The organism is Klebsiella sp. GL120222-02 (assembly GCF_003097195.1).
Taxonomy (GTDB): domain Bacteria; phylum Pseudomonadota; class Gammaproteobacteria; order Enterobacterales; family Enterobacteriaceae; genus Klebsiella; species Klebsiella variicola.
Genome location: NZ_QEQO01000007.1, coordinates 134,831 through 157,568, shown reverse-complemented (window position 1 = coordinate 157,568; position 22,738 = coordinate 134,831). Strand labels below are relative to the sequence as shown.

The window sequence follows — 22,738 nt, the reverse complement described above, 5'->3', positions numbered from 1 at the left end:
TTACCCTTTTGCTGAAGCCGCGCAGGTATTGTAGCCGCCTGACAACAGAAGAAGATACGGGGATACCATGTTAGAACTCAATGCAAAAAAAACGGCGCTGGTGGTGATCGATCTGCAGGAAGGCATTCTGCCTTTCGCCGGCGGACCACATCGGGCTGACGAGGTGGTGGCGCGCGCCGCTCGCCTGGCAGACAAGTGTCGACAACAGGGTTCACCGGTCATCATGGTCCGCGTCGGCTGGTCGGCCGATTTCGCCGAAGCGCTGAAACAGCCTGTCGACGCTCAGGCCGGGGCGCATACGCTGCCTGAAAACTGGTGGACCTACCCGGCCACGCTGGGTAAGCAGGAGAGCGATATCGAAGTGACCAAACGCCAGTGGGGCGCGTTCTATGGCACCGACCTTGAGCTTCAGCTGCGCCGCCGCGGTATCGACACCATTATTCTCTGCGGTATCTCCACCAACATCGGCGTCGAATCCACCGCCCGCAACGCCTGGGAGCTGGGTTTTAACCTGGTCATCGCCGAAGATGCCTGCAGCGCCGCCTCCGCCGAGCAGCATCAGGGCAGCATGACGCATATTTTCCCGCGCATCGGTCGGGTGCGCAGCACCGAGGAGATCCTCGCCGCGCTATGATTTATATTGGGCTTCCCCAGTGGTCGCACCCGAAATGGGTGCGCCTTGGCATCACCAGCCTTGAAGAGTACGCCCGCCACTTTAACTGCGTGGAGGGCAACACTACCCTGTATGCGCTGCCGAAGCCGGAGATAGTCACCCGCTGGTATGAACAAACCCATGATGACTTCCGCTTCTGCTTTAAATTCCCGGCCACCATCTCGCACCAGGCCGCCCTGCGTCATTGCGACGATTTAAGCAGTGAATTTTTTGACCGCCTGGCGCCGCTGGCCTCGCGCATCGGCCAGTACTGGCTGCAGCTGCCGGCGACGTTCGGTCCTCGCGATCTCCCCGCGCTATGGCAATTTCTCGACGGGCTGCCGAAGGATTTCACCTACGGCCTCGAGGTTCGTCACCCCGAATTCTTCGCCAAAGGCGAAGCGGAACAGCAGCTCAACCGCGGGCTGCACGAGCGCAACGTTAACCGTGTGATCCTCGACAGCCGCCCGGTCCACAGCGCTGCGGCCACCAGTCCGGCGATGATCGACGCGCAGAAAAAGAAACCCAAAGTGCCGGTACATGCGGTGATGACCGCCCGGCAGCCGATGGTACGCTTTATCGGCGGTGACGACATGGCCCACAACCGGGAACTGTTTCGCGTCTGGCTGCAGACCCTGCCGAAGTGGCATCAGTCTGGCACCCCATGGCTGTTCCTGCATACCCCAGACATTGCTTACGCGCCGACGCTGGTCGATACGCTGTGGAGCGATCTGCGCACCGCCCTGCCGGCGGCAGGAAATGCGCCGTCGATTCCGCAGCAATCCTCCCTTTTCTGATATCCTGCTATCATAATCGGAGCCATCTGCCAGAGTTAAAGGGAGTTTTCGTATGGTCAGCGCGCTGTATGCCGTTTTAGGTGCGTTATTGTTAGTGAAGTTCTCGTTCGACGTGGTGCGGTTACGCACCCAATACCATGTAGGCTACGGTGACGGCGGCTTTAGCGAGCTTCAGGTCGCCATCCGCGTTCACGGTAATGCCGTCGAATATGTGCCGATTGGCCTCATTTTGCTGTTATTTATGGAGATGAACGGCGCCCAGACCTGGATGGTGCACGTTTGCGGCATTTTATTGATTGTCGGGCGACTGATGCACTCCTGGGGTTTTCATCACCGCGTCTACCACTGGCGCCGCTCCGGCATGAGCGCCACCTGGTGCGCCTTGTTGCTGATGGTGCTGGCCAACCTCTGGTATATGCCCTGGGAGTTGGTTTTCTCCCTCCGTTAGCGCACAATACGCCGTTTTCGTTTTTTCGGGTTTAACGTTATGTCTCACCGCGATACGCTTTTTTCCGCGCCGATTGCCAGCCTCGGCGACTGGACCTTTGATGAACGGGTTGCTGAAGTCTTCCCGGATATGATCCAGCGCTCTGTGCCCGGCTATTCCAATATCATCTCGATGATCGGCATGCTGGCCGAGCGCTTCGTTCAGCCCAACACCCAGGTTTACGATCTTGGCTGTTCGCTGGGCGCCGCCACCCTCTCTGTGCGCCGCAATATTAGTCATCCGGGCTGTCGCATTATCGCCATCGACAACTCTCCCGCGATGGTAGAGCGCTGCCGTCGCCATATTGACGCCTATAAAGCGCCGACGCCGGTCGAGGTCATTGAAGGGGATATCCGCGATGTGGCCATTGAAAACGCCTCGCTGGTGATCCTGAACTTTACCATTCAGTTCCTTGAGCCGGGCGATCGCCAGGCGATCCTCAATAAAGTCTATCAGGGGCTTAATCCGGGCGGCGCGCTGGTGCTCTCGGAGAAATTCAGCTTCGAAGACGCCCACGTCGGCGAGCTGCTGTTCAATATGCATCATGATTTTAAACGCGCGAACGGCTACAGCGAGCTGGAGATCAGCCAGAAACGCAGCATGCTGGAAAATGTGATGCTGACGGACTCCGTGGAAACCCATAAAGCCCGCCTGCGTCAGGCTGGGTTTGAACATGCCGAACTGTGGTTCCAGTGCTTTAACTTTGGCTCGCTGGTGGCAGTAAAATCCGGGGAGCAGGCATGATCGACTTCAGTAATTTCTATCAGCTGATCGCCAAAAGCCCGCTATCTCACTGGCTGGAAACCTTGCCAGCTCAGGTAGCCGCCTGGCAGCGCGAGGCCCTGCACGGCAAGTTTCGCGAATGGGAGCGCGCCGTTGAGTTTCTTCCGGAATTAACGCCGTGGCGTCTGGATCTCCTGCACAGCGTCACCGCCGAGAGCGAAACGCCGCTTAGCGAAGGTCATCAGCTGCGGGTAGAAAATCTGCTTAAAAACCTGATGCCGTGGCGCAAAGGGCCTTATTCGCTGTACGGCATCAACATCGATACCGAATGGCGATCCGACTGGAAATGGGAGCGCGTCCTGCCGCACCTGTCCGATCTTACCGGGCGGACTATCCTCGACGTGGGCTGCGGCAGCGGCTATCACATGTGGCGAATGATCGGCGCCGGCGCGCATCTGGCGGTCGGCATCGATCCCACCCAGCTGTTCCTGTGCCAGTTTGAAGCGGTGCGTAAGCTGCTCGGCAACGACCAGCGGGCGCATCTCCTGCCGCTGGGCATCGAGCAGCTGCCGGCGCTGGAGGCCTTCGACACCGTGTTCTCGATGGGCGTGCTCTACCATCGCCGCTCGCCGCTGGACCATCTGTGGCAGCTGAAAGATCAGCTGGCGCCGGGAGGCGAGCTGGTGCTGGAGACGCTGGTGGTCGAAGGGGATGAAAATACGGTGCTGGTTCCGGGCGACCGCTATGCGCAGATGCGCAACGTCTATTTTATTCCCTCGGCGGCGGCCCTGAAAATGTGGCTGGAGAAGTGCGGGTTTATCGATGTGCGCATCGTCGATGCCTGCATCACCTCGACCGATGAGCAGCGGCGCACCGAATGGATGACCAGTGAATCGCTGGCCGATTTCCTCGACCCGCAGGATCAGCGCAAAACCGTGGAGGGGTATCCGGCTCCGCTGCGCGCGGTGATTATCGCCACCAAACCGGAAACGCAGCAGTCGCTGGCAAAAAAAGCGAGATAAAAAAAGGCCCCTGTTTAATGGGCAGGGGCCTGGTACGGGCAATCATCATATTGGGCGACATGATGTGCAGCAAAAAACCGTTTAACTTCTCCAGGCGGAGATAATCCCTTTCATCTCCGCCACCGCTTCGCCATTGACGGCGTAGCGCCTGTATTCGTCCGCATCGGGATCGGCTGACATCGAAACGCCTGGATGACGAAAGCGCATCTCCGATGGCAACCACTGGCCTGCAGAGCTATGAACCTCTTTCACCCCCGCCTTCAGCAACAGCGGCAGGTTCGCGGCGCGCACTCCCGCACCGGCCATAATGATTGGAGTATCCCCTGCGGCAATAAGTTCCGTAATTAATGAAATACCTTTCTCCGCCGAGGATTGCTGACCGGAAGTCAGGATACGTTTAACCCCCAGCTCACCCAGCGTCTTCCAGGCCTGACGCGGGTCGGCACACAGATCGAACGCGCGATGAAAGGTCACCGCCAGCGGCCCGGCCGCGGCCATTATTTTTTTCATCCGCGGGATATCGACCTGGCCATCGGCATTCAGTACGCCGGTCACCACCCCGGGAAAGCCGAGCTCCCGCACCATGCGGATATCGCTAAGCATCGCGGCGAACTCCTCTTCGGTGTAGCAGAAATCGCCGCCGCGCGGGCGAACGATCGGATGCACCGGGAGGGTAATCGCCTCGCGGACCGAGACCAGCACCCCATAAGAGGGTGTTAATCCCCCTTCCTGCGGCGCGGCGCAGAGTTCAATACGATCGGCGCCGCAGCGCTCAGCCTCCCGAGCGCACGCCATGCTGTAGCAACACACTTCCAGTACCGCCATTCCTCTCTCCCTGATCCAGACAACCTTTGCAGCATGTCATGATTTCACGCGGCAGACGCCGCGCGGCTTCACACTGTTACGTATCAGCTTGCTCGCTGGCGACGATTTGTTCAATCGACCACGGATGAAATTTCACCGTCACGCTGCCGTCGGTCACCGCCAGGGTGGGATTCGGCAGACGCTCATGCTGCCCTTTCGGCGAGCTGGTTTTGACGACGATCCCCGGCTGGCTGAGTCCATCATCGGCCAGCAGCGCCAGCGCGCGGGCATTTAAGGTTGCCGGATCGCCAGGCAGGACAATTTCAATATGCTCCCAGCCTTCATGGGGATAACGCTTTTCACCCGGCCACGGCAGCTCAATGATATGGAAGCGCCAGTGCGCCACGCAGACCGGCTCCGCCAGCTTGAACAGGCAAATGGGCCGGCCGTTGATCATATTCTCCGACAGCAGGGTTCCGCACTGTTCCAGACCGCGGCGCCAGCGTTCCGCCGTGGTATTCTGATGACAGCGCAGGGAGATATGGTCGGCGTCGAGCCCGGCGATCTCCAGTCCCAGTCGCGCAGTGAAGCGCTGAAGCGCATCGGAAAATCGCGGGAGATCCGCCGTAATATCGGCCAGTTGTTCAATTTGCTGCCAGTTTGCCATGGGTTTGCTCGTCAATGATGCTCGTCAGTAATGAAAAGGTAATTTACCGTGTTTCGGTCTGCGGACCAACCGCCGCCCTGCTGATGGGCAACTGAACGGCGATGGATTGCGCACGCCGCCGCGCCGCGCGCAATGCTGACGGACGGGGACAAATGCAGTATACTCCCGCCCTAATTTGTCCACATTATGGCGCTGCCTCCCTCGGGGGCAGGCGCATTACACGTAAGGTATTCCGGTGAATATTCAGGCTCTTCTCTCAGAAAAAGTCAGCCAGGCCCTGATCGCGGCAGGCGCGCCTGCCGATTGCGAACCTCAGGTCCGCCAGTCAGCAAAAGTTCAGTTCGGTGACTATCAGGCCAACGGCGTGATGGCTGTCGCCAAAAAACTGGGCATGGCGCCGCGACAACTTGCAGAGCAGGTACTGTCTCATCTTGACCTCAACGGCATTGCCAACAAGGTTGAAATCGCCGGGCCGGGCTTTATCAATATTTTCCTTGATCCCGCGTTTTTGGCGGACAACGTCAACCGCGCGCTGCAGTCTGAGCGCCTGGGCGTCACGAAACCGCAGGCGCAGACTATCGTCGTCGACTACTCGGCACCCAACGTAGCGAAAGAGATGCACGTTGGCCATCTGCGTTCGACCATCATTGGCGATGCTTCAGTCCGTACCCTGGAGTTCCTGGGTCATAAGGTGATCCGCGCCAACCACGTCGGCGACTGGGGCACCCAGTTCGGTATGCTGATCGCGTATCTGGAAAAACAGCAGCAGGAAAACGCCGGTGAGATGGCCCTGGCCGACCTCGAAGGTTTCTATCGCGAAGCGAAAAAGCACTACGACGAAGACGAAGCCTTCGCCGAGCGCGCACGTAGCTACGTGGTTAAACTGCAGGGCGGCGATCAGTACTTCCTGCAGATGTGGCGTAAGCTGGTCGACATCACCATGTCGCAAAACCAGATCACCTACGATCGCCTGAATGTGACGCTGACCCGCGATGACGTAATGGGTGAGAGCCTGTACAACCCGATGCTGCCGGGGATCGTCGCCGATCTGAAAGCCAAAGGGCTGGCCGTCGAGAGCGAAGGCGCCACCGTGGTGTTCCTTGATGAGTATAAAAACAAGGAAGGCGAACCGATGGGCGTCATCATCCAGAAAAAGGATGGAGGCTACCTTTACACCACCACCGATATCGCCTGCGCGAAGTATCGCTATGAAACGCTGCACGCCGACCGCGTGCTCTATTACATCGACTCTCGTCAGCACCAGCACCTGATGCAGGCGTGGACCATCGTGCGTAAAGCAGGCTACGTGCCGGACTCTGTGCCGCTGGAGCACCATATGTTCGGTATGATGCTGGGGAAAGACGGCAAGCCGTTTAAAACCCGCGCCGGCGGTACCGTGAAGCTGGCCGATCTGCTGGACGAAGCGCTGGAGCGCGCCCGTCGCCTGGTAGCGGAGAAAAACCCGGACATGTCGGCTGACGAGCTGGAAAATCTGGCGAAAGTGGTCGGTATCGGCGCGGTGAAATATGCCGATCTGTCGAAAAACCGCACCACCGATTACGTTTTTGACTGGGATAATATGCTGGCGTTCGAAGGCAACACCGCGCCGTATATGCAGTATGCCTATACCCGCGTGCTCTCCGTCTTCCGCAAAGCCGGCATCGACGAAAACGCGATGAACGACGCGCCGGTGGTCATCGCTGAAGATCGCGAAGCCCAGCTGGCCGCGCGCCTGTTGCAGTTTGAAGAGACCCTCTCCGTGGTCGCTCGCGAAGGGACGCCGCACGTGATGTGCGCCTACCTGTACGATCTGGCGGGGCTATTCTCCGGCTTCTACGAGCATTGCCCGATCCTCAGCGCGGAAAGCGAAGAGACCCGCAACAGCCGCCTGAAGCTGGCGCTGCTGACGGCGAAAACCCTCAAGCTGGGTCTCGATACCCTGGGTATCGAAACCGTAGAGCGTATGTAACAAACAACCCGGCGAAAGCCGGGTTAGTTTTATTCGGCGCCCCGTCAGCGGGGCCCCTGCTCAGAAATACTTGCGCAGATACTCCGTCAGACAAAGGATCGCCATCGCCTGGCCATAGGGCATCGAGGTAAGCGGGATCTGGCGATAAAAATCAAGGTCTGCCCCCATTCCGGTGCCAAACGAGGTCTGCAGCAGCTCCCCCTGCGGCGAAATATTCTGCACAATCCCGCGAATCGCTTTTTCAGCCACCCCGGCATAGTGCTGCCCGACGTAACGCTTGCGCACCGCTTTGAGAATGCCGTAGGCAAAGCCGGCGGTCGCGGAGGCCTCAAGATAAGAGTGCGGATCGTCCAGCAGGGTATGCCACAGGCCGCTGTCGTCCTGGCATTTTGCTAAGGCGGCAATCTGTGCGTCGAGTACCGTCATCAGATAACGCCGTACCGCGTTCCCCTCGGGGAGATCCACCAGCTCCAGAAAATCCGGGATCACCATGGTGAGCCAGCTGTTGCCCCGCGCCCAGCGCGCCCGGGCAAAGTTGTGCCGTCCCTCATAGTTCCAGCCGTGAAACCACAGCCCGGTCTCCCGGTCCATCAGGTTCTGCACATGGAGCAGGAACTGGTAGGTCGCCTCCTCCACATACTGTGGGCGGTGAAGCAGCTTGCCAATTTTGGCTAACGGCAGCACGGTCATCATCAGCGTGTCATCCCACATTTGCTGATGGTTCTCCTCCGCCAGGGTCATGTGCTGCATGCCGCCCTGCTCGGTGCGCGGCATCTCATGCATCGCCCACTCCGCCCAGCTCTCCAGCCACGGCAGATACGCCATCCGGCCGGTCTCTTCAAAGCGGTATGCCAGGGTCAGGAACGGGGCCATCGTATTGACGTTTTTGGTCGTTGCCCCCTCGGCGAAGCGGTCGGCAAACCAGCGGTCGATGATATCGCGCATCTCGATATCGCCGGTTTGCTGATAATACTGATAGATGCCGTACAGCCCAACCCCGTGGGTCCACTCCCAGCCGGCCCAGCCTTTGGTATCGATCACGCGCCCGTCATCGAGGCGCAGTAAAAATTGCCCGCTCTCATCCTTAATGTTCACCAGGTTTTGCGTCACGTTGCGGATCAGTGCCTGCAGTTCGCTGCGGGCGATAAAACGCTCAGGCTGACACAGTAATGGGCTATGTTTGACCGGCCAAACTTTCATGTTATTAACCTCGGGTGTATGTCGAATTTAAAGCGCCGCCCTGGGTGAGCCCCGGGGCAGCAGGTTTATGACGATTCAGATAGCCAATATTGTTATTGCCCCACAGGCAGTCGTAAGGCATCCCCGCCAGCATTTCGACCACCGCGCGGTGTTCCGCAATGGTCTGTTCCGGCTGGGCACTGCCGAGATCGCGCATTCTGAGGGTTTCACTGCGCAGGATGCTGTGGGTGTGCAGGTTGAGCTTGAAGCGTAGCGAGACGAGGAAGCCGCAGGCTAACACCACCAGAGTGCCGACGCTGAGGATCAGCAAAATGGTATGACTCACCCCTGGCGGTTGTATTTTTTGCCCGGAGACAAACCCCGACAGCTGCATGATGATACCCACCAGCATGACCGCCCCCGCCTGCGAGGCTTTGCGGGTCAGCGTCATGATGCCGGCAAAAATTCCTTCGCGGCGCTGGCCGGTGATCGCCTCGTCGACGTCGGCAATATAGGTATAGGTATTCCACGGTACGTAGTTAATCCCGCCGCGTCCCAGTCCGGCGACAGCAGAGATGAGCAGCAGTAAGGAATAGACGTCGCTCAGTCCGGCGTAATAGAGCAGCGCATACGAGAGCGAGCTCAGGCCAAACAGGACCACCACCATGCGGTAGGACGGCGCGGGACCAAAGCGAATGCACAACGGGATCATGGCGATCACCGCAATAAACTGGAAGATGGCCATCGTCCCGAGCAGATTCGAGGCGACAGAGGCTTCCTGCATCAGGACAAAAACCACGTAATAGGTAAACACGGCATTGAAGACGTCCTGGGCGATATAGCCCCCCAGATACATGCCGAGGTGCTGGCGGAAAATTTTTATCCGCAGCGTGGAGCTTAGCTCAATCACCAGGCGATTGAGGCTCTGAGCGAGGGTTAAGTTTTGTTTTTCCGCTTCCGCCCGCAGCGCCGCCTCTGACCACGCCTCACGCGGCCGTTCCCACGTGAAGCACCAGACGAAGGTCAGCATCACCGCACACAGGACCGAGAACACCAGACTGGCATAAAAGAATGAGCTGGCATTGTCTTTCCCGAGCCAGGTGAGGAGGATCCCCGGCAGAAAGGAGGCTAAAATCGCCGACATTTGCGCCATCGAGATGCGCGCGCCAGAAAATTTGGTTTTCTGTTTAAAGTCATCAGTCATCTCTGGCACCAGCGTTTCGTAGGGCACCAGAATCATGGTGTAAACCATATCAAACAGCAGATAGGTGACGAGGTAGTACCAGAAGCCCATCTCGCCGACCCACATCGCTGAATAGCTGAATACGCACGGAATGCCGAGCAGAATAAAGAATTTTCTGCGGCCGAAGCGCTTTCCGAGCCAGGTGGTGCCGAAGTTATCGGTGAGAAAGCCCATCAGCGGGCTCACCACCGCATCCAGCACGCGGGCAGCAGCAAAAATAAGCGTGGCCTCAATCGGGGTCAGTCCGCAGAAGGTCGTGTAAAAGTAGAGTAGCCATGCGGCAGTTAGCGCTGTCGTGCCGGCGCCGAGAAAATCGCCCGCGCCGTAGGCCAGGTAGTTAGCCAGTCCAATTTTTCGTGTTTTCATCGCCGTGATCCTGTGTCTTTTATTAAAAGAACGCCGACAATCGTTCCGGATTTGCCACCGGAAGGGAGTGGGTACTTGGCTACACTAAAAGCAGTGAAACGACGTTACCTTTGTGTTTTTGCCACGGAACAACTGCCGGTGGCAAAATGACAAAGAGACGATGTCTCTACTTCACTCATTTATAAAACAGCATTTCTTTTAAATAAAAAGGCAGGTTCATTTATGTGATCTTGTGGGGAAAACACGGACTGGCGAAGAGCGTCGCAAATCACGGGAGCAGCCCTTGCGCCGCTGGGGAAACAGGAGTAAAGAAGGAAAGAAAGGGTTATTCCGCGTATCTCAAGGAGGCCAGATGCCTTATTCACATCTGCTGGTTGCCGTCGCGCCAACGCCGGAGAGTCAGATATTAATTAAAAAAGCGGTGTCGATTGCCCGCCCCGTTAACGCGAAAGTGAGCTTTATCACCTTCGCCACGGATCCGGAGATGTATAACCAGTTCGCCGCACCGATGATGGAAAATCTGCGTGAGCTGATGCAGGAAGAAACGCGGGAGTTTCTCAATGAGCTGGCTCGTCAGGCGGGCTACCCGATAGAAAAAATGACCATCGCCTGCGGCGAACTGGGTCACCATGTCAAAGACTTTTGCCAGTCGCACAAGGTTGATCTGGTGATCTGCGGCAATCACAACCACTCGCTTTTCTCGCGCGCCACCTGCTCGGCGAAAAATATCGTCGGCAGTAGCGGCGTCGATGTTCTGCTGGTTTCCCTTGAAAAGGGCTAACGCCGGTTAGCCCTTTTCCTGAACTAGGCCAGTTTAGGGAAGGTGGCTATCTTCCCCCGCAGGCGGCTCTCCTCGCTGCGCGGCGAAATATGCTGCAGATCGTCGACAAAACGCGCCTGCCAGTTATGAATATCATTCTCTCTGATCACGTCCAGCATCGCGGAATGACGGGCGATACGTTCCGCCAGCGGCATGCTGAGAGCACGATCCAGCGCGGTGGCAACCTCATCGCGATCGTAAGGGTTGACGATCAGCGCGCTGGTCAGCTCCTGCGCCGCCCCGGCAAACTGCGACAGGACCAGCACCCCGGGGTTATCCGGATCCTGCGCTGCGACGTATTCTTTTGCCACCAGGTTCATGCCATCACGCAGCGGCGTCACCAGCCCGACGTCAGAGTAGCGGAAGACCTTCATCAGCAGCTTACGGTCAAAATGCTGGTTCAGGTAGTAGAGCGGGGTCCAGCCAAGCTGGCCAAACTGGCCATTGATGCGTCCGGCTGCCGTTTCCAGCTGGTGACGAATATCCTGATAGGCCTGTACATCGCCACGGGAAGTGGGCGCGATCTGAGTATAACGGATCTTGCCATGATGTTGAGGGTACTTCTCAAGCAGCGTCTCATAGGCGAGGAATCGCTCCGGCAACCCTTTCGAGTAGTCAAGCCGCTCCACGGAGAAGATATTCTTCACATTTTTCAGCTCATTCTTCAGCTGGGCCAGCTTCGGCGGCAGCGGGCCTTTGGCGTTGCGCGTAATTTCGTCCGGATCGATCCCAATCGGATAAACCTCGGTACTGAACGCCTTACCCCATGCCTGATAGCGTTTGTCCCCGAGATCGGAGAGTCGGGTCTGCATGGCAATGCTGTCAAGAAAGGCGGTTCTGTCGCTTTCGGTCTGGAAGCCCAGCAGATCGTAATCGCACAGTTGCTCCAGCAGCTCGGCATGCGGCGGTAGCGCGTTAAAAATCTCCGGCGTCGGGAATGGAATATGCAAAAAGAAGCCGATCCGGTTGTTCACTCCGCGCTTACGCAGTTCACTGGCGAAAGGCAGCAGATGGTAATCATGGATCCACAGCGTATCGTCTGGCTCGATCAGCGGCAGAAGCTTGTCCGCCAGCATCGCGTTGACCCGCAGATACCCCTCCCAGGCTTCGCGCTGGAAGCTGACCAGGTCAAGACGATAGTGGAAGGCCGGCCACAGCACGGCGTTGGAAAACTGGTTGTAATATTCATCATGGTCCCGTTCATTCAGGTTGAACGACGCCCAGGAGATATTTCCGCGGGAGACCTGCTTCAGCGGCTGCTGGTCATCGCCAATTTCGCCGCTCCAGCCAAACCACAGACCCCCCGCCGCTTTCAGTGCCCCCAGGATGCCGACGGCCAGACCGCCAGCGCTCGATTTTTTATCGTCCGGTAAGGCGATACGGTTAGAGACTACGACTAAACGACTCATGGTCATCCCTCCTTTCGGTTTGCGCGTCATACGCCAAATGTTGCAACCACGTCCTTACAGCGGCGGCATCCGCCAACCGCCAGTGCGCCTGAGTTTCCCCGGCGCCGACTTTTACCGACATTCCCTGCAGTTGATTAACCACGCTAAATCCCGCCTCATCGGTCAAATCATCGCCGACAAAAACCGGTTCGCGGCCGGCAAACGGCGCCTCCTGCATGAAGGCGCTGATCGCCTCCCCTTTGTTCACTCCGCGGGGTTTAATCTCCACCACGCATTTACCCAGCTGCAATGCCAGCAGCGGGTAGCGCTGAACGATGCGCTGAGCCAGCTCCAGTACTGCGCTCTGCTGCTGCGGAGCCTGGCGGTAGTGCAGCGCGAAGGCCATCTCTTTACTCTCCAGCTCGCAGCCGGGGAGCCCCTGCAGCGCCGAGGTCAGCTCAGTCGCGATTTCATCGCGCAGCGCCGACGGCAGAGAAACGATATAGGTTTTACCATTGATATCACGGCGTTCTGCCCCGTGCACGCCGGCCAGCGGTAGCCGCCAGGGATGGGTTAGCGCGTCAAGTTCAGCCATTGAGCGCCCTGAAATCAATGCCACCGCCCCACCCTGCTGCTGGGCCAGCGCGTTGAGCGCCTGCAACGTGTTGTCGGGTATCACCACCTGATCGGGGTGCGGTTGGATATCGGCAAGAGTACCGTCGAGGTCAAAGAAAAAAGCGTAGTTTCCGGTTAGCGCAGGCGGTACAGATATCTGGTTATCCACCCTGTTTCCTCCTTATCATGGCCAGCCGAAGCTGGTTGTTAATTATATGTTAGCCATGTAAGTATAGACAGTGTGACCAACCTCGCCATTTTTGATAGTTACCGCCAGCGAAACGGGCGCTGGCGGTAATTACTCTGTAGACTTAAAAGTTATGCCTGAAATCAGGCCGCGCGTTTGGCTTTTTGTTTGTAGCGGTCAAAAATCACCGCCGCCAGCAGGATCACACCGCGCACGACGTATTGTGAGAAAGGCGAGATGTTCAGCAGGTTCATCGCGTTCTCCACGGTCCCGAGGATCAGGATCCCGGCGACCACGTAGGAGATCTTGCCGATCCCGCCCTTCAGCGATACCCCGCCCAGCACGCAGGCTGAAATAACAATCAGCTCATAGCCAATCGAGGTCATCGGCTGGCCGCTGGTCATCCGCGACGCCAGAATGATCCCCGCGGCGGCCGATACCAGACCGGAGAGCACAAAGATAATAATCTTGGTGCGCACCACCGGGACCCCGGCCAGACGCGCCGCCTCTTCATTGCCGCCAATAGCCAGCGTATTACGGCCAAAGGTGGTTTTGTTTAGTAATAATCCGAAAACCACCAGGCAGGCGACCGTCAGCCAGATTGGCGCCGGCAGACCAAACCAGTTGGCGTAGCCGAGAGTGAAGAAGCGCTCATCTTCGATCCCCACCGCTTTCCCGTCGGAGATAATGTAGGCCAGGCCCCGGACGATTTGCATCGTCGCGAGGGTGGTGATCAGGGCGTTAATCTTCAGGCGCGCAATGACAAAGCCGTTGACCAGACCACTGACCGCGCCCAGCAGCAGGCCGGCGGCAATCCCCAGCCACAGGCTTTCGCTCAGGTTAATCACCACTGCGGTAGTGACCCCGGCACAGGCGATAACCGACGCCACCGACAGGTCAAAATCGCCGGAGGCCAGGCAGAAGAGCATGCCGCAGGCCACCATTCCGGACATCGAGATCGCCAGCCCCAGCCCCTTCATATTGACGAATGAGGCAAAGTTGGGCACAAAAATTACGCAGCCGATAAACAGCACAGCAAACACCACCAGCATGCCAAACTGATCCCAAATGCGGGCAAAGCTAAAGGCAGAGCGGGTAGCGCCAGACGTAGTCACAGATGACATCATTTACTCCTTACTCAGGCGACAGCCTGACTCACTTTTGGCATCGCAAGGCTTAACGCCTGCTGTTCATTGGCTTCGTCATGCAGCAGTTCGCCGGCGATTTGCCCTTCGCGCATCACCACGATGCGGTCAGCGACGCCCAGCACTTCCGGCAGGTCGCTGGAGGCAAACACCACGGCAACACCTGAGGCGGCGAGGCCATATATCACGTTGTAAATTTCATGTTTGGCGCCGACGTCGATGCCGCGGGTGGGCTCATCGAGCAGGATCACCTTCATCTCTTCCGACAGCCAGCGGCCAAGGATTGCTTTCTGCTGGTTGCCGCCCGACAGGTTCATGATCAGCTGTTCCGGGCCAGGCGTTTTAATGTTCAGCGACTGGATATGCTGATCGGCATTGTCTGCCTCCCAGGCGTTGTTGATCAGGCAGCCAGCGTGAATATGCTTGCGCCGGGCGCTGATATTGATATTGTCGCGTACGGAGTGAACCGGAATAATCCCCTCTGCTTTGCGATCTTCCGGGCACAGCATCATCCCGGCCTGGATGGCCTGGGCCGGTTTACGAATGTCCACGGGCTGGCCATCGATATACACCTGACCGTCGGTGATCCGAGTGCCGCCAAATAAGCCTTTCATCAGTTCGCTGCGACCGGCGCCCACCAGCCCGAACAGGCCGACGATTTCGCCACTGCGTACCGAGAGGCTGACCGGCGTACGCACGCCCGGTGCTTTGACCTCCTCCAGACGCAGCCGCTCTTCGCCATAGGGGCGAGGTTTCCAGCCGTATATATCGCCCAGATTGCGCCCCACCATCGCCTGAACCAGGGCGTCATGACTGACGCTCGGCATATCGTCAAAAGTGCAGACATAGCGGCCATCCTTAAAGACGGTGATGGCATCGCTGAGGGCAAAAATTTCTTCCATCCGGTGCGAAACATAGATGATGACTCGCCCCTCCTCCCGCAGTTCGCGGATAACGCGAAACAGGTTGTCTATCTCGCGGGCGGAGAGCGAACTGGTCGGTTCATCGAAAGCGATGATCTTGGCATTGCGCGCCAGCGCTTTGGCAATCTCCACCATCTGCCACTGGCCTATAGAGAGATACTTCAGCGGCGTCTCCGGATCGATATCCAGCCCCAGATGTTCCAGCTGCAGGCGGGCCTCATAGTTGAGCAACGATCGGTTGACGATACCGCCTCTGTGCGGTAGCTGGCCAAGATAGATATTTTCGGCGACGGTCATCTCCGGGATCAGATGCAGCTCCTGGTAGATAATCGCCACGCCGGCGTTCAGCGCCTCCATGGTATTGCTGAACGCCATCTGCTGGCCGCCGATCTGCAGGTGGCCAGCGGTCGGAATATAGTTGCCGCTGAGAATTTTCAGCAGCGTCGATTTGCCTGCGCCATTTTCACCCATCAGCGCGTGGATCTGTCCGGGGTAGCAGTCAAAACTGATATCGGACAAAGCCTTTACGCCAGGGAACGTCATGGTGATGCCGCGAAATGAGAGATAAGGGGTAGACTGTTGCATAACGACTCCGCTCTTCAGCACTCAGCCCCCGCCGCGGCGGGGGCCAGTTCAACCGGGCTGTTACAGCCCTTTTTTCGCCAGCTCTTCTTTGAAGTTATCGCGGGTAATCAGCACCACATCGGTCACCGCCGTGAACTTCGGCGGCTCAACGCCCTTAGTGACCCAGTTGTAGAGCATTTCGCTGGTTTTATAGCCATGAATATCCGGGCTTGGCAGCAGGGAACCATAGAAGCCGGTCGGTTGCGCCTTCGACAGTTCGTTGACCGCATCCACGCCGTTGATGCCGATGCCAATCACATCCGGTGCTTTAAAGCCCTGGCCTTCAGTGGCACGCACACCGCCGAGCACGGTGTTGTCGTTCATCCCCACGATCAGCCAGTGTTTCACCTGCGGGTGCTGGACCAGCATGGAGTTACCGGCGTCAAACGCCCCCGGGATATCGTTAGATTTTGTCGGCACGCGGTAGATTTGCGCGTCCGGGAAGCCGGCTGCCTTCAGGGCATCGATGGAGCCGGTGGTGCGACGACGGGCGGTGTCCAGCTCATCGGCGGTGATAGCCATCACCGCGGTGTCTTTAACATCCCAGCCGCGTTTTTGCATCTCTTTATAGAGTTCCTGCCCCTGGCGGGCGCCGATTTCGCTGGCCGCCATCATCACCAGCGGTACGCTCTCCATCGGTTTGCCTTTCGCATTGACGAACTGGTCATCGACGGTAATGACCTTCATGTCATAGCCGCGCGCTTTGGCGACAATCGCCGACCCGAGCTTGGGATCGGGGGTACAGATGACAAAGCCCTTCGCGCCGCTGGCTGCCAGGCTGTCGATTGCGTTGAGGGTTTTCTCACCATCCGGAACCGCAATTTTAATGACGTCAAACCCTAAATCTTTTCCTGCTTTATCAGCAAATTTCCACTCAGTCTGGAACCATGGCTCTTCCGGCTGCTTCACCAGAAAACCCAGTTTCAAATTTTCCGCCATAGCTGATTGTGACATAACCGCAGCGAGACCAATGGCCGCCAGCGCTTTAGTAAATTTGTGCATGGTAAACTCCAGCTTTAATTCGCTTTCATGTAGGGAAAAATCGGAATTAACAATTTTATCGGCATCAAAACAAGGCATTAGAAAAATCGCATTCCCCACTGCCGTTGTTAGAGTAGTAATACCCGGAAATTATTTCTCCATACGAGAGCATTATCACATCGCGGAATTACAGTAATTGCGTGCATACATTTAGCAAAAAATGACATAAAAAATGACACAATTGTCATACAATTTTACCGGGCTATAGCAGGATCATCTATACCACCAGCAGACTTATCCTTGTGATGTCAGAGGATGTTTAACAGAGGGTTACAGCGCTGTTATCCCCGGCGATTGCCGGCCTCGTAAAGGGCGTTTGCCTCTGTGCCTCTTAAGTGACAACAGCCCCGTATCGCCGGGCGACCGGGACCGCTTAATATCGCGAAAAAACGGATCTTTTCCGTAATTAATACCGAATTGAAAAAATATTCCGCTTCAAATAAAAGCCTGCAACAAAAAATAAAAATAATGATCATTAGCCAGAAACATTACGCTTGAAATAACTTATTCCGCTCTGTTCTACGACAAATTTCGTAGTCAAATACCTATAACTTATCACTAACGCGATGCCAGCAAGCCCCGGCCAACGGCGCATGATTTCAGTCCAGATACCCTCTAAAAATAATGGTGTAACAAAACGTAAATTACCGCGATTGAGAGTTTTCTTAATTCCGTTGAGCGAGTATTCTTAAATCGTCGGCAAATGGAAAAAATACCCGACTCATACGGAATGTGTAGAGTTTTATTATTCTGCAACAGTGCCGCGTGTCACTATTTTATCTTGTGGTTATCCGCAGGATCTGTCGACACGCATCAGTAACCCCTTCCCGGTTAATAAGGATATTTTTTTATGGCAGTTCCAGGAATGGCACAAAAGCTAAACACCCAGATGAATCTTGAGTTTCACGCCTCTAACGTTTACCTGAACTTAAGCGAGTGGTGCGCCCGTCATCGCTTCGACGGCGCCGCGACATTTTTGCGCACCCGCGCGCAAAGCAGCATTACCCTCACCATGCGCGTATTTGACTATCTGAAAAAAGCCGGCAGCTGGCCGATAGTGAATCCCGACCGCGCCTGTAATCCCGAATGCACCTCGCTGGAAGATCTGTTTACCCAAACCCTGAACGATTACCAACAGCGAAGCAGTATGCTGAGCGGTCTTGCCGAAGAAGCCAGGGCACAAAGCGACGACAACACCTGGCGATTTCTGACGCTGCTGGCGGAAGAGCAGCAACAGGATGGTCTGCTGTTGCAAAGCGTGCTTGAGGAAATCCGCAATGCCGATAAAGCTGGTCTCGGAATGGAGCAGACCGATCGGCGTCTGATGGCATTGGTCGGAGAACCACGGAAGCCGCATTAGTCAGCCATTTTCGCTCTGTCAGGGGGAGCGTGCCCACGCTGCCCCGTCTCTCGCTTTAAATCAGTTATGTCAATTTTTCCACCTCATTTATTCCCCAATAGAATAAAAAAGTTTTAACGCGATCGCATTCCCTCGTCACCGTTACCCCTTCACAGGGATTAGTGAGCTCGGTCACTTTTTATCAAGCCACAAAGAAATATAAAAACAGTGTTTCAAAAATATAAAACATGAGGTTTATTTTTTATGGCTAGATACACGGCTTCAGCCCCTGAAGGGCTGCAGGGAAGACCGATCTTGTTACGCCATCAGTTAGCTTACGGCGGTGGTAATCTGTTGGGGAGTGGCGCGCTGGCGATAAGCGGCGCCTGGCTGCTCTATTTTTATACGACTTTTTGCGGCCTGACGCTGATCGAGGCCTCATTTATCTTCTCCGTCGCCAGCATCATCGATGCTATCAGCAACCCGCTGATGGGCTATCTCACCGATTACTTTGGCAAAACGCGCTTAGGCAAGCGCTTTGGCCGCCGGCGTTTCTTTCTGCTGATCGGCATCCCCTTGATGATGTTCTACCCGCTGCTGTGGGTGGAAGGCCTGAGTTTCTGGTACTACCTCTGCACCTATGTGGTGTTTGAGATCATCTACACCTCTATCATGGTGCCTTATGAAACGCTGGCGACAGAGATGACCGATGATTTCTCGCTGCGCTCAAAACTGACCGGCTATAAAGCCATTTTCGGCAAGCTAGCCAACTTCCTTGCGGCGTTTATTCCCGGACAGTTCATTCTGCTGTATGGCAAAGATTCTGCCACCCCTTTCTTCCTCACCGGTCTGACCTACGGCGTTATCCTCATCGTCGCGATTTCCTGCCTGTGGCTTTGCAGCTGGGAACGAAAGCGCGAGGAAGAGATAGAAACCAGCGCCAGGAAAGGGCTGCTGAGCACCCTGCTGTCGCTGGCAAAAGACATGCGTTCCACCTTTTATCTGCGCGTATTCCGCAAACATCTTGGTATGTACCTGTGCGGGTTTGGCGCTGAATGGCTGTTTGCCTCCATCTTTACCTATTTCGTGATATTCGTTCTTCAGCACGACCCGGCGATGGTCGCCGGACTGAATAGCCTGAACTCGATTCTGCAGCTGATCTCTACGGCGCTGTTTATCGGCCTGTGCGTGAAAAAGGGCTTCAGCAAACCCTATATCCTGGCGCTGGGGATCGTGATTTTCGCGGTCCTGCTGTATACCTCGCTGTGGTTCTTCCATCTGCCGTCAGGCCTGGCGACGGTGCTGATGTTCGGCATTACCGTGCTGTTCGGCCTGGGTACCGGCGGGGTTTACTACATTCCCTGGACCGTTTACACCTTCCTGGCCGATGTCGATGAGATCTACACCGGACGCCGTCGGGAAGGGATCTATGCCGGCGCCATGACCTTCTCAGGGAAAATTCTGCGCTCGATTGTGGTGTTCTCGATGGGGGCGATCCTGAGCTTCTACGGTTTCCAGTCAAAAGCGCACAGCCAACCGGAAAGCGCGGTGACCGCTATCGCGGTGGTATTCTGCGTCGGGGTGATCGCGTTAGCGTTGGCCGCCATCGTCTTCAGCAAGCAGATGAAGCTGGATCGTAAAGCTCATCTGGTGGTGCTGCAGGAAGTCGCGCGGATCAAAGCGGGCGGAAAAATCAGCGATATCGCGCCGGATGTACGAGTTATCGTGGAGGATCTGGTCGGTCATCGCTACGAAGAGTGTTGGGGCAACAGCAAGTTGTTCAAAGATGCTGCCCCTGCGCCTGCGCAGACCGTCGTTTCCCATTAAAGAAGAAGGCCCCGCCGGTAAACGGCGAGGCCTGTTATTAATGCGTCTCTTCCTGCGGGGTAAACTTCAGCTCAATCAATGCGATCGCTTTTTGCACCGCGCGAAGGGTCACCGGATCGGCAGAGGCCGGATGGCTGGCGAAGTCGATAGCTTTCAACTGAGTAGTCATTTTTTCACGCACTTCCACGGGCGCAATGACGTCAATGACATCGAGGATCTGTTTGATAACCAGCTGGCAAGCAACCACATCGGAAACCAGCTCATCGTGTTCGGTAAGATGTTGAGACATTAATTACTCCTTTTTTCAGGAGCGTAATAGTACCCTAAATTTTCACAGATAAAAAAACCTGCCGTCGCAGGTTTTTTTATCTACCCTACTGGCGGCGGAACTTCTCCTGCCGCTTTGCTCAGGCTCACATTCTTGATGGCAGTGACAACATGAATACCGCGATCTCTTCCAGAGACGAACGTGCTTTTTCAGCGCCTGCGCTGCTGGTGGCCGGTGCTTTTTTTATGGAGTTTCTCGACGGGACGGTGATCGCCACCGCGCTGCCCGATATGGCGAAAGATTTTGGCGTCACCGCGGTCGAGCTGAATATCGGCATCAGCGCCTATCTGATCACCCTCGCGGTACTGATCCCGGCCAGCGGTTGGATCGCCGATCGCTTCGGCGCCCGCGCTATTTTTACCCTCGCCCTGGCGATCTTTACCCTTGCCTCGGTCTTCTGCGGCCTCTCCACCGAGGTACATACTTTTGTCGCCATGCGTATCCTGCAGGGGATCGGAGGCGCGCTGATGGTCCCTGTCGGTCGCCTGGCGGTACTGCGAACCACGCCGAAACATCTGCTGATCAAAGCCATCGCTACCCTCACCTGGCCGGCGCTGGTGGCCCCCATTATCGGCCCGCCTTTGGGCGGCTTTATCACCCGCTACGCCAGCTGGCACTGGATCTTCTTTATCAATGTCCCGCTGGGCCTCGCAGCCATCATCCTTGCGCTGCGCATTATCCCTGATATTCGCGAAACGGAACGGCGCTCCTTCGATCTCACCGGCTTTATCACCACCGCAGTCGCGATGGTCAGTCTGGTCACCGCGATGGAACGGCTCGGCGATCGCCAGCCGCAGATCTGGCCGACGCTGGCTCTCGCCGTGCTTGGCTTCGGCTGTCTGACATATGCTATACGCCACTTCCGCCGGGCGACGGCGCCCATGGTTCGTCTCGACGCCCTGCAGGTGCCAACGTTCCGGGTGACGATGTATGGCGGCTCGCTGTTCCGCTCCTCCATCAGCGCGGTCCCCTTTCTGCTGCCGCTGCTGTTTCAGGTAGGGTTCGGCATGGATCCCTTCCACTCCGGCCTGCTGGTGCTGGCGGTGTTTGTCGGCAATTTGACCATCAAACCCGCCACCACGCCGCTGATCCGCTGGCTGGGCTTTCGCCGACTGCTGTTGATCAACGGTGCACTGAACGTCTGTTCACTGCTGGCCTGTGCGCTGCTCACGCCGCAGACGCCGGTCTGGGCCATCATGTTAATCCTTTATCTCGGCGGGGTATTTCGCTCGATCCAGTTTACGGGCGTAAGCACGCTGGCCTTTGCCGATGTCCCCGCCGCGCAGATGAGTGATGCCAATACGCTGTTCAGTACCGCGTCGCAGCTGGCGGTGGGGCTGGGGATCACGCTCGGGGCGATTGGCATTCGCCTGGGCGAGCAGGTCGGCGACTGGCTGCACCTTTCCACGCTGCCAGGGATCAGCTTTCGCCTGTCGTTTGTCTTTATCGCGGTGATCTGTCTGGTAGGAATGATCGACAGCTTACATCTGGCCAAAACGGCCGGCAGCAGCGTGTCGGAGAAGAAGACAAAATGATGGAAGGGCCAGCGGCACTGGCCCTGATGACGGTTAACCGACGATCTGGCGAACGAAGGCTTCGATGGCTTTATCCTGACAGTTTTCGAAGAAGCACTGCTGGAAGCGTGGGCCGGATACCGCGGTTTTCACCAGCTCCGGATCGATGGCGCGCAGGGTGTCGAGATAGTTTTCTTTTACCACTGCCGCTTTAACCTGGTTGAGGATCCCGGCATTTCGCACCTGCGGCTCTTTGCGCTCCGGCGGATAGCCTTCGCCGTTGCGGCCGGTAAACGCTTTTTCAAAAATAAAGCGTACATTCAGCTCCGCGCCCCAGCCGAAACCTTTGGCAAACGGTAGCGACAGCGCATTACCATTGTTGATCTGAGCAAACAGGAACGCGTCCGCCGGATCGATACAGTAGCCGCAGACCACGCCCGGGTGAATATTCAGCGACATCAGCGCCCCCTGACCGGTACCGCAACCGGTGACCACGAAGTCGACCGCTTTCGAATTCAGCAGGATGCTGGCCATGATCCCGAGGTGAATGTAGGTCAGATGATGATCGTGCTCATCGCTCATGCCGACGTTGAACACCGGGAATCCTTTTTCGTCAGCAACGGCGTTAAGCTCCTTAAGGATGATGGCGTTTTTGTTCGCCTGGCTGTTCTCCATCATCAGTGCAATCTTCATGGTTTACTCTCCTGAATGCTGTGCGGGCCTGCCCGCAGAATGTCATTGGCGTTGACTGCACTCTACTACCTGGAAAACAAACTTTCAAATTTTATGAAAAGTTGTTTTAAAAATTACGCAGCGCTTCACACTTTCGCCCTCTCCGCCAGTCCAGTCGCCAGGTCCCCGCTCCCAGGCACGCCCCCTCACCTCGCGCGCTCAACCTCGCAGCCCGTTGGCCGGTCATACCATTTTCCACCACAATTAATAATAAATTAAAACCATTCTCATTTATTATTAAATTGCCAATGCGTGTTATTCCCATTAGCATTTTAAATAAAACATTTTTAAATTTACTTTTTGCAAATAATTAAATAACAAATTATAGTGGCAGCCGATAACATCT

General features: G+C 56.4%; 21 protein-coding genes and 2 pseudogenes. 12 read left to right on the top strand and 11 right to left on the bottom strand.

Going from position 1 to position 22,738, the window contains the following annotated elements; translation table 11 throughout:
* Window positions 1–67: 67 nt before the first annotated feature.
* Genes N438_RS20135 through cmoB form a run of 5 tightly spaced genes read left to right on the top strand, consistent with a single transcriptional unit; the run spans window position 68 to window position 3,681 of the window.
* The gene (locus tag N438_RS20135) at window positions 68–634 is read left to right on the top strand and encodes a hydrolase (RefSeq protein WP_008804245.1); all 567 of its coding nucleotides are present in this window, start codon (window positions 68–70) and stop codon (window positions 632–634) included.
* Complete coding sequence (locus tag N438_RS20130) at window positions 631–1,449, top strand: DUF72 domain-containing protein (protein ID WP_116696439.1); 819 nt, start codon at window positions 631–633, stop codon at window positions 1,447–1,449. Before N438_RS20135 ends, N438_RS20130 begins: the two co-directional genes overlap by 4 nt.
* Before the next feature lie 52 nt (window positions 1,450–1,501).
* Window positions 1,502–1,897, top strand: coding sequence for an MAPEG family protein (locus N438_RS20125; RefSeq protein WP_008804243.1), 396 nt, complete (start codon window positions 1,502–1,504; stop codon window positions 1,895–1,897).
* A gap of 39 nt (window positions 1,898–1,936) precedes the next feature.
* On the top strand, window positions 1,937–2,680 hold the full coding sequence (gene cmoA / locus N438_RS20120; RefSeq protein ID WP_008804242.1) for a carboxy-S-adenosyl-L-methionine synthase CmoA: 744 nt from the start codon (window positions 1,937–1,939) through the stop codon (window positions 2,678–2,680).
* Entirely contained in the window at window positions 2,677–3,681 is a 1,005-nt protein-coding gene (cmoB, locus tag N438_RS20115; RefSeq protein ID WP_039103987.1) for a tRNA 5-methoxyuridine(34)/uridine 5-oxyacetic acid(34) synthase CmoB, read from the top strand. The genes cmoA and cmoB overlap by 4 nt, the downstream gene beginning before the upstream one ends.
* Window positions 3,682–3,762: 81 nt before the next feature.
* On the opposite strand, the gene cutC is transcribed toward cmoB, so the two are convergent.
* Together cutC and N438_RS20105 are read right to left on the bottom strand one after the other, a co-directional pair.
* A complete protein-coding gene (cutC, locus tag N438_RS20110; RefSeq protein WP_039103988.1) occupies window positions 3,763–4,506 on the bottom strand; it encodes a copper homeostasis protein CutC in 744 nt (247 codons plus the stop codon).
* A 76-nt stretch (window positions 4,507–4,582) separates the two neighbouring features.
* Entirely contained in the window at window positions 4,583–5,152 is a 570-nt protein-coding gene (locus N438_RS20105) for a VOC family protein (RefSeq protein ID WP_008804239.1), read from the bottom strand.
* A 235-nt stretch (window positions 5,153–5,387) separates the two neighbouring features.
* On the opposite strand from N438_RS20105, the gene argS reads away from it, so the two are divergent.
* Entirely contained in the window at window positions 5,388–7,121 is a 1,734-nt protein-coding gene (argS, locus tag N438_RS20100; RefSeq protein ID WP_012541245.1) for an arginine--tRNA ligase, read from the top strand.
* 60 nt (window positions 7,122–7,181) lie between these two features.
* On the opposite strand, the gene N438_RS20095 is transcribed toward argS, so the two are convergent.
* Both N438_RS20095 and N438_RS20090 read right to left on the bottom strand, forming a co-directional pair.
* Window positions 7,182–8,321 carry a glycoside hydrolase family 105 protein gene (locus N438_RS20095; protein WP_032730728.1) on the bottom strand — a complete coding sequence of 380 codons (1,140 nt, stop codon included), beginning with the start codon at window positions 8,319–8,321 and terminating at the stop codon, window positions 7,182–7,184.
* A gap of 4 nt (window positions 8,322–8,325) precedes the next feature.
* Window positions 8,326–9,909 (bottom strand): MFS transporter, encoded by a 1,584-nt coding sequence (locus N438_RS20090; RefSeq protein WP_008804236.1) that lies wholly within the window; start codon window positions 9,907–9,909, stop codon window positions 8,326–8,328.
* A gap of 352 nt (window positions 9,910–10,261) precedes the next feature.
* On the opposite strand from N438_RS20090, the gene uspC reads away from it, so the two are divergent.
* Entirely contained in the window at window positions 10,262–10,690 is a 429-nt protein-coding gene (uspC, locus tag N438_RS20085; RefSeq protein WP_116696438.1) for a universal stress protein UspC, read from the top strand.
* Between the two features lie 23 nt (window positions 10,691–10,713).
* Here uspC and otsA read toward each other — a convergent pair whose 3' ends face one another.
* From otsA to N438_RS20060, 5 genes are all read right to left on the bottom strand, one after another.
* The gene (gene otsA, locus N438_RS20080) at window positions 10,714–12,138 is read right to left on the bottom strand and encodes an alpha,alpha-trehalose-phosphate synthase (protein ID WP_008804234.1); all 1,425 of its coding nucleotides are present in this window, start codon (window positions 12,136–12,138) and stop codon (window positions 10,714–10,716) included.
* A complete protein-coding gene (gene otsB / locus N438_RS20075; RefSeq protein WP_008804233.1) occupies window positions 12,113–12,901 on the bottom strand; it encodes a trehalose-phosphatase in 789 nt (262 codons plus the stop codon). The genes otsA and otsB overlap by 26 nt, the downstream gene beginning before the upstream one ends.
* Window positions 12,902–13,062: 161 nt before the next feature.
* On the bottom strand, window positions 13,063–14,043 hold the full coding sequence (gene araH, locus N438_RS20070) for an L-arabinose ABC transporter permease AraH (RefSeq protein ID WP_004203438.1): 981 nt from the start codon (window positions 14,041–14,043) through the stop codon (window positions 13,063–13,065).
* A gap of 14 nt (window positions 14,044–14,057) precedes the next feature.
* On the bottom strand, window positions 14,058–15,572 hold the full coding sequence (gene araG, locus N438_RS20065) for an L-arabinose ABC transporter ATP-binding protein AraG (protein WP_032730730.1): 1,515 nt from the start codon (window positions 15,570–15,572) through the stop codon (window positions 14,058–14,060).
* Window positions 15,573–15,632: 60 nt separating this feature from the next.
* The gene (locus N438_RS20060; RefSeq protein ID WP_002911518.1) at window positions 15,633–16,613 is read right to left on the bottom strand and encodes an arabinose ABC transporter substrate-binding protein; all 981 of its coding nucleotides are present in this window, start codon (window positions 16,611–16,613) and stop codon (window positions 15,633–15,635) included.
* A 405-nt stretch (window positions 16,614–17,018) separates the two neighbouring features.
* Here N438_RS20060 and N438_RS28885 point away from each other — a divergent pair.
* From N438_RS28885 to N438_RS20045, 3 genes and pseudogenes are all read left to right on the top strand, one after another.
* Window positions 17,019–17,115 (top strand): annotated as a pseudogene (locus N438_RS28885) (hypothetical protein); the annotation flags it as partial.
* 387 nt (window positions 17,116–17,502) lie between these two features.
* Window positions 17,503–18,012: a non-heme ferritin-like protein gene (locus N438_RS20055; protein WP_012541238.1), complete on the top strand. Its 510-nt coding sequence runs from the start codon at window positions 17,503–17,505 to the stop codon at window positions 18,010–18,012.
* A gap of 294 nt (window positions 18,013–18,306) precedes the next feature.
* Complete coding sequence (locus N438_RS20045) at window positions 18,307–19,818, top strand: MFS transporter (protein ID WP_165818812.1); 1,512 nt, start codon at window positions 18,307–18,309, stop codon at window positions 19,816–19,818.
* Between the two features lie 37 nt (window positions 19,819–19,855).
* Here N438_RS20045 and N438_RS20040 read toward each other — a convergent pair whose 3' ends face one another.
* On the bottom strand, window positions 19,856–20,107 hold the full coding sequence (locus N438_RS20040) for a DUF2766 family protein (RefSeq protein ID WP_002911524.1): 252 nt from the start codon (window positions 20,105–20,107) through the stop codon (window positions 19,856–19,858).
* A gap of 149 nt (window positions 20,108–20,256) precedes the next feature.
* Between N438_RS20040 and N438_RS20035 the strand changes: the two genes are divergently transcribed.
* A complete protein-coding gene (locus N438_RS20035; protein WP_008804228.1) occupies window positions 20,257–21,681 on the top strand; it encodes an MFS transporter in 1,425 nt (474 codons plus the stop codon).
* 33 nt (window positions 21,682–21,714) lie between these two features.
* On the opposite strand, the gene N438_RS20030 is transcribed toward N438_RS20035, so the two are convergent.
* Window positions 21,715–22,353, bottom strand: coding sequence for an RpiB/LacA/LacB family sugar-phosphate isomerase (locus tag N438_RS20030; RefSeq protein WP_008804227.1), 639 nt, complete (start codon window positions 22,351–22,353; stop codon window positions 21,715–21,717).
* A gap of 242 nt (window positions 22,354–22,595) precedes the next feature.
* Between N438_RS20030 and N438_RS28880 the strand changes: the two are divergent.
* Window positions 22,596–22,706: pseudogene (locus N438_RS28880) on the top strand (hypothetical protein); the annotation flags it as partial.
* Window positions 22,707–22,738 lie beyond the last annotated feature (32 nt).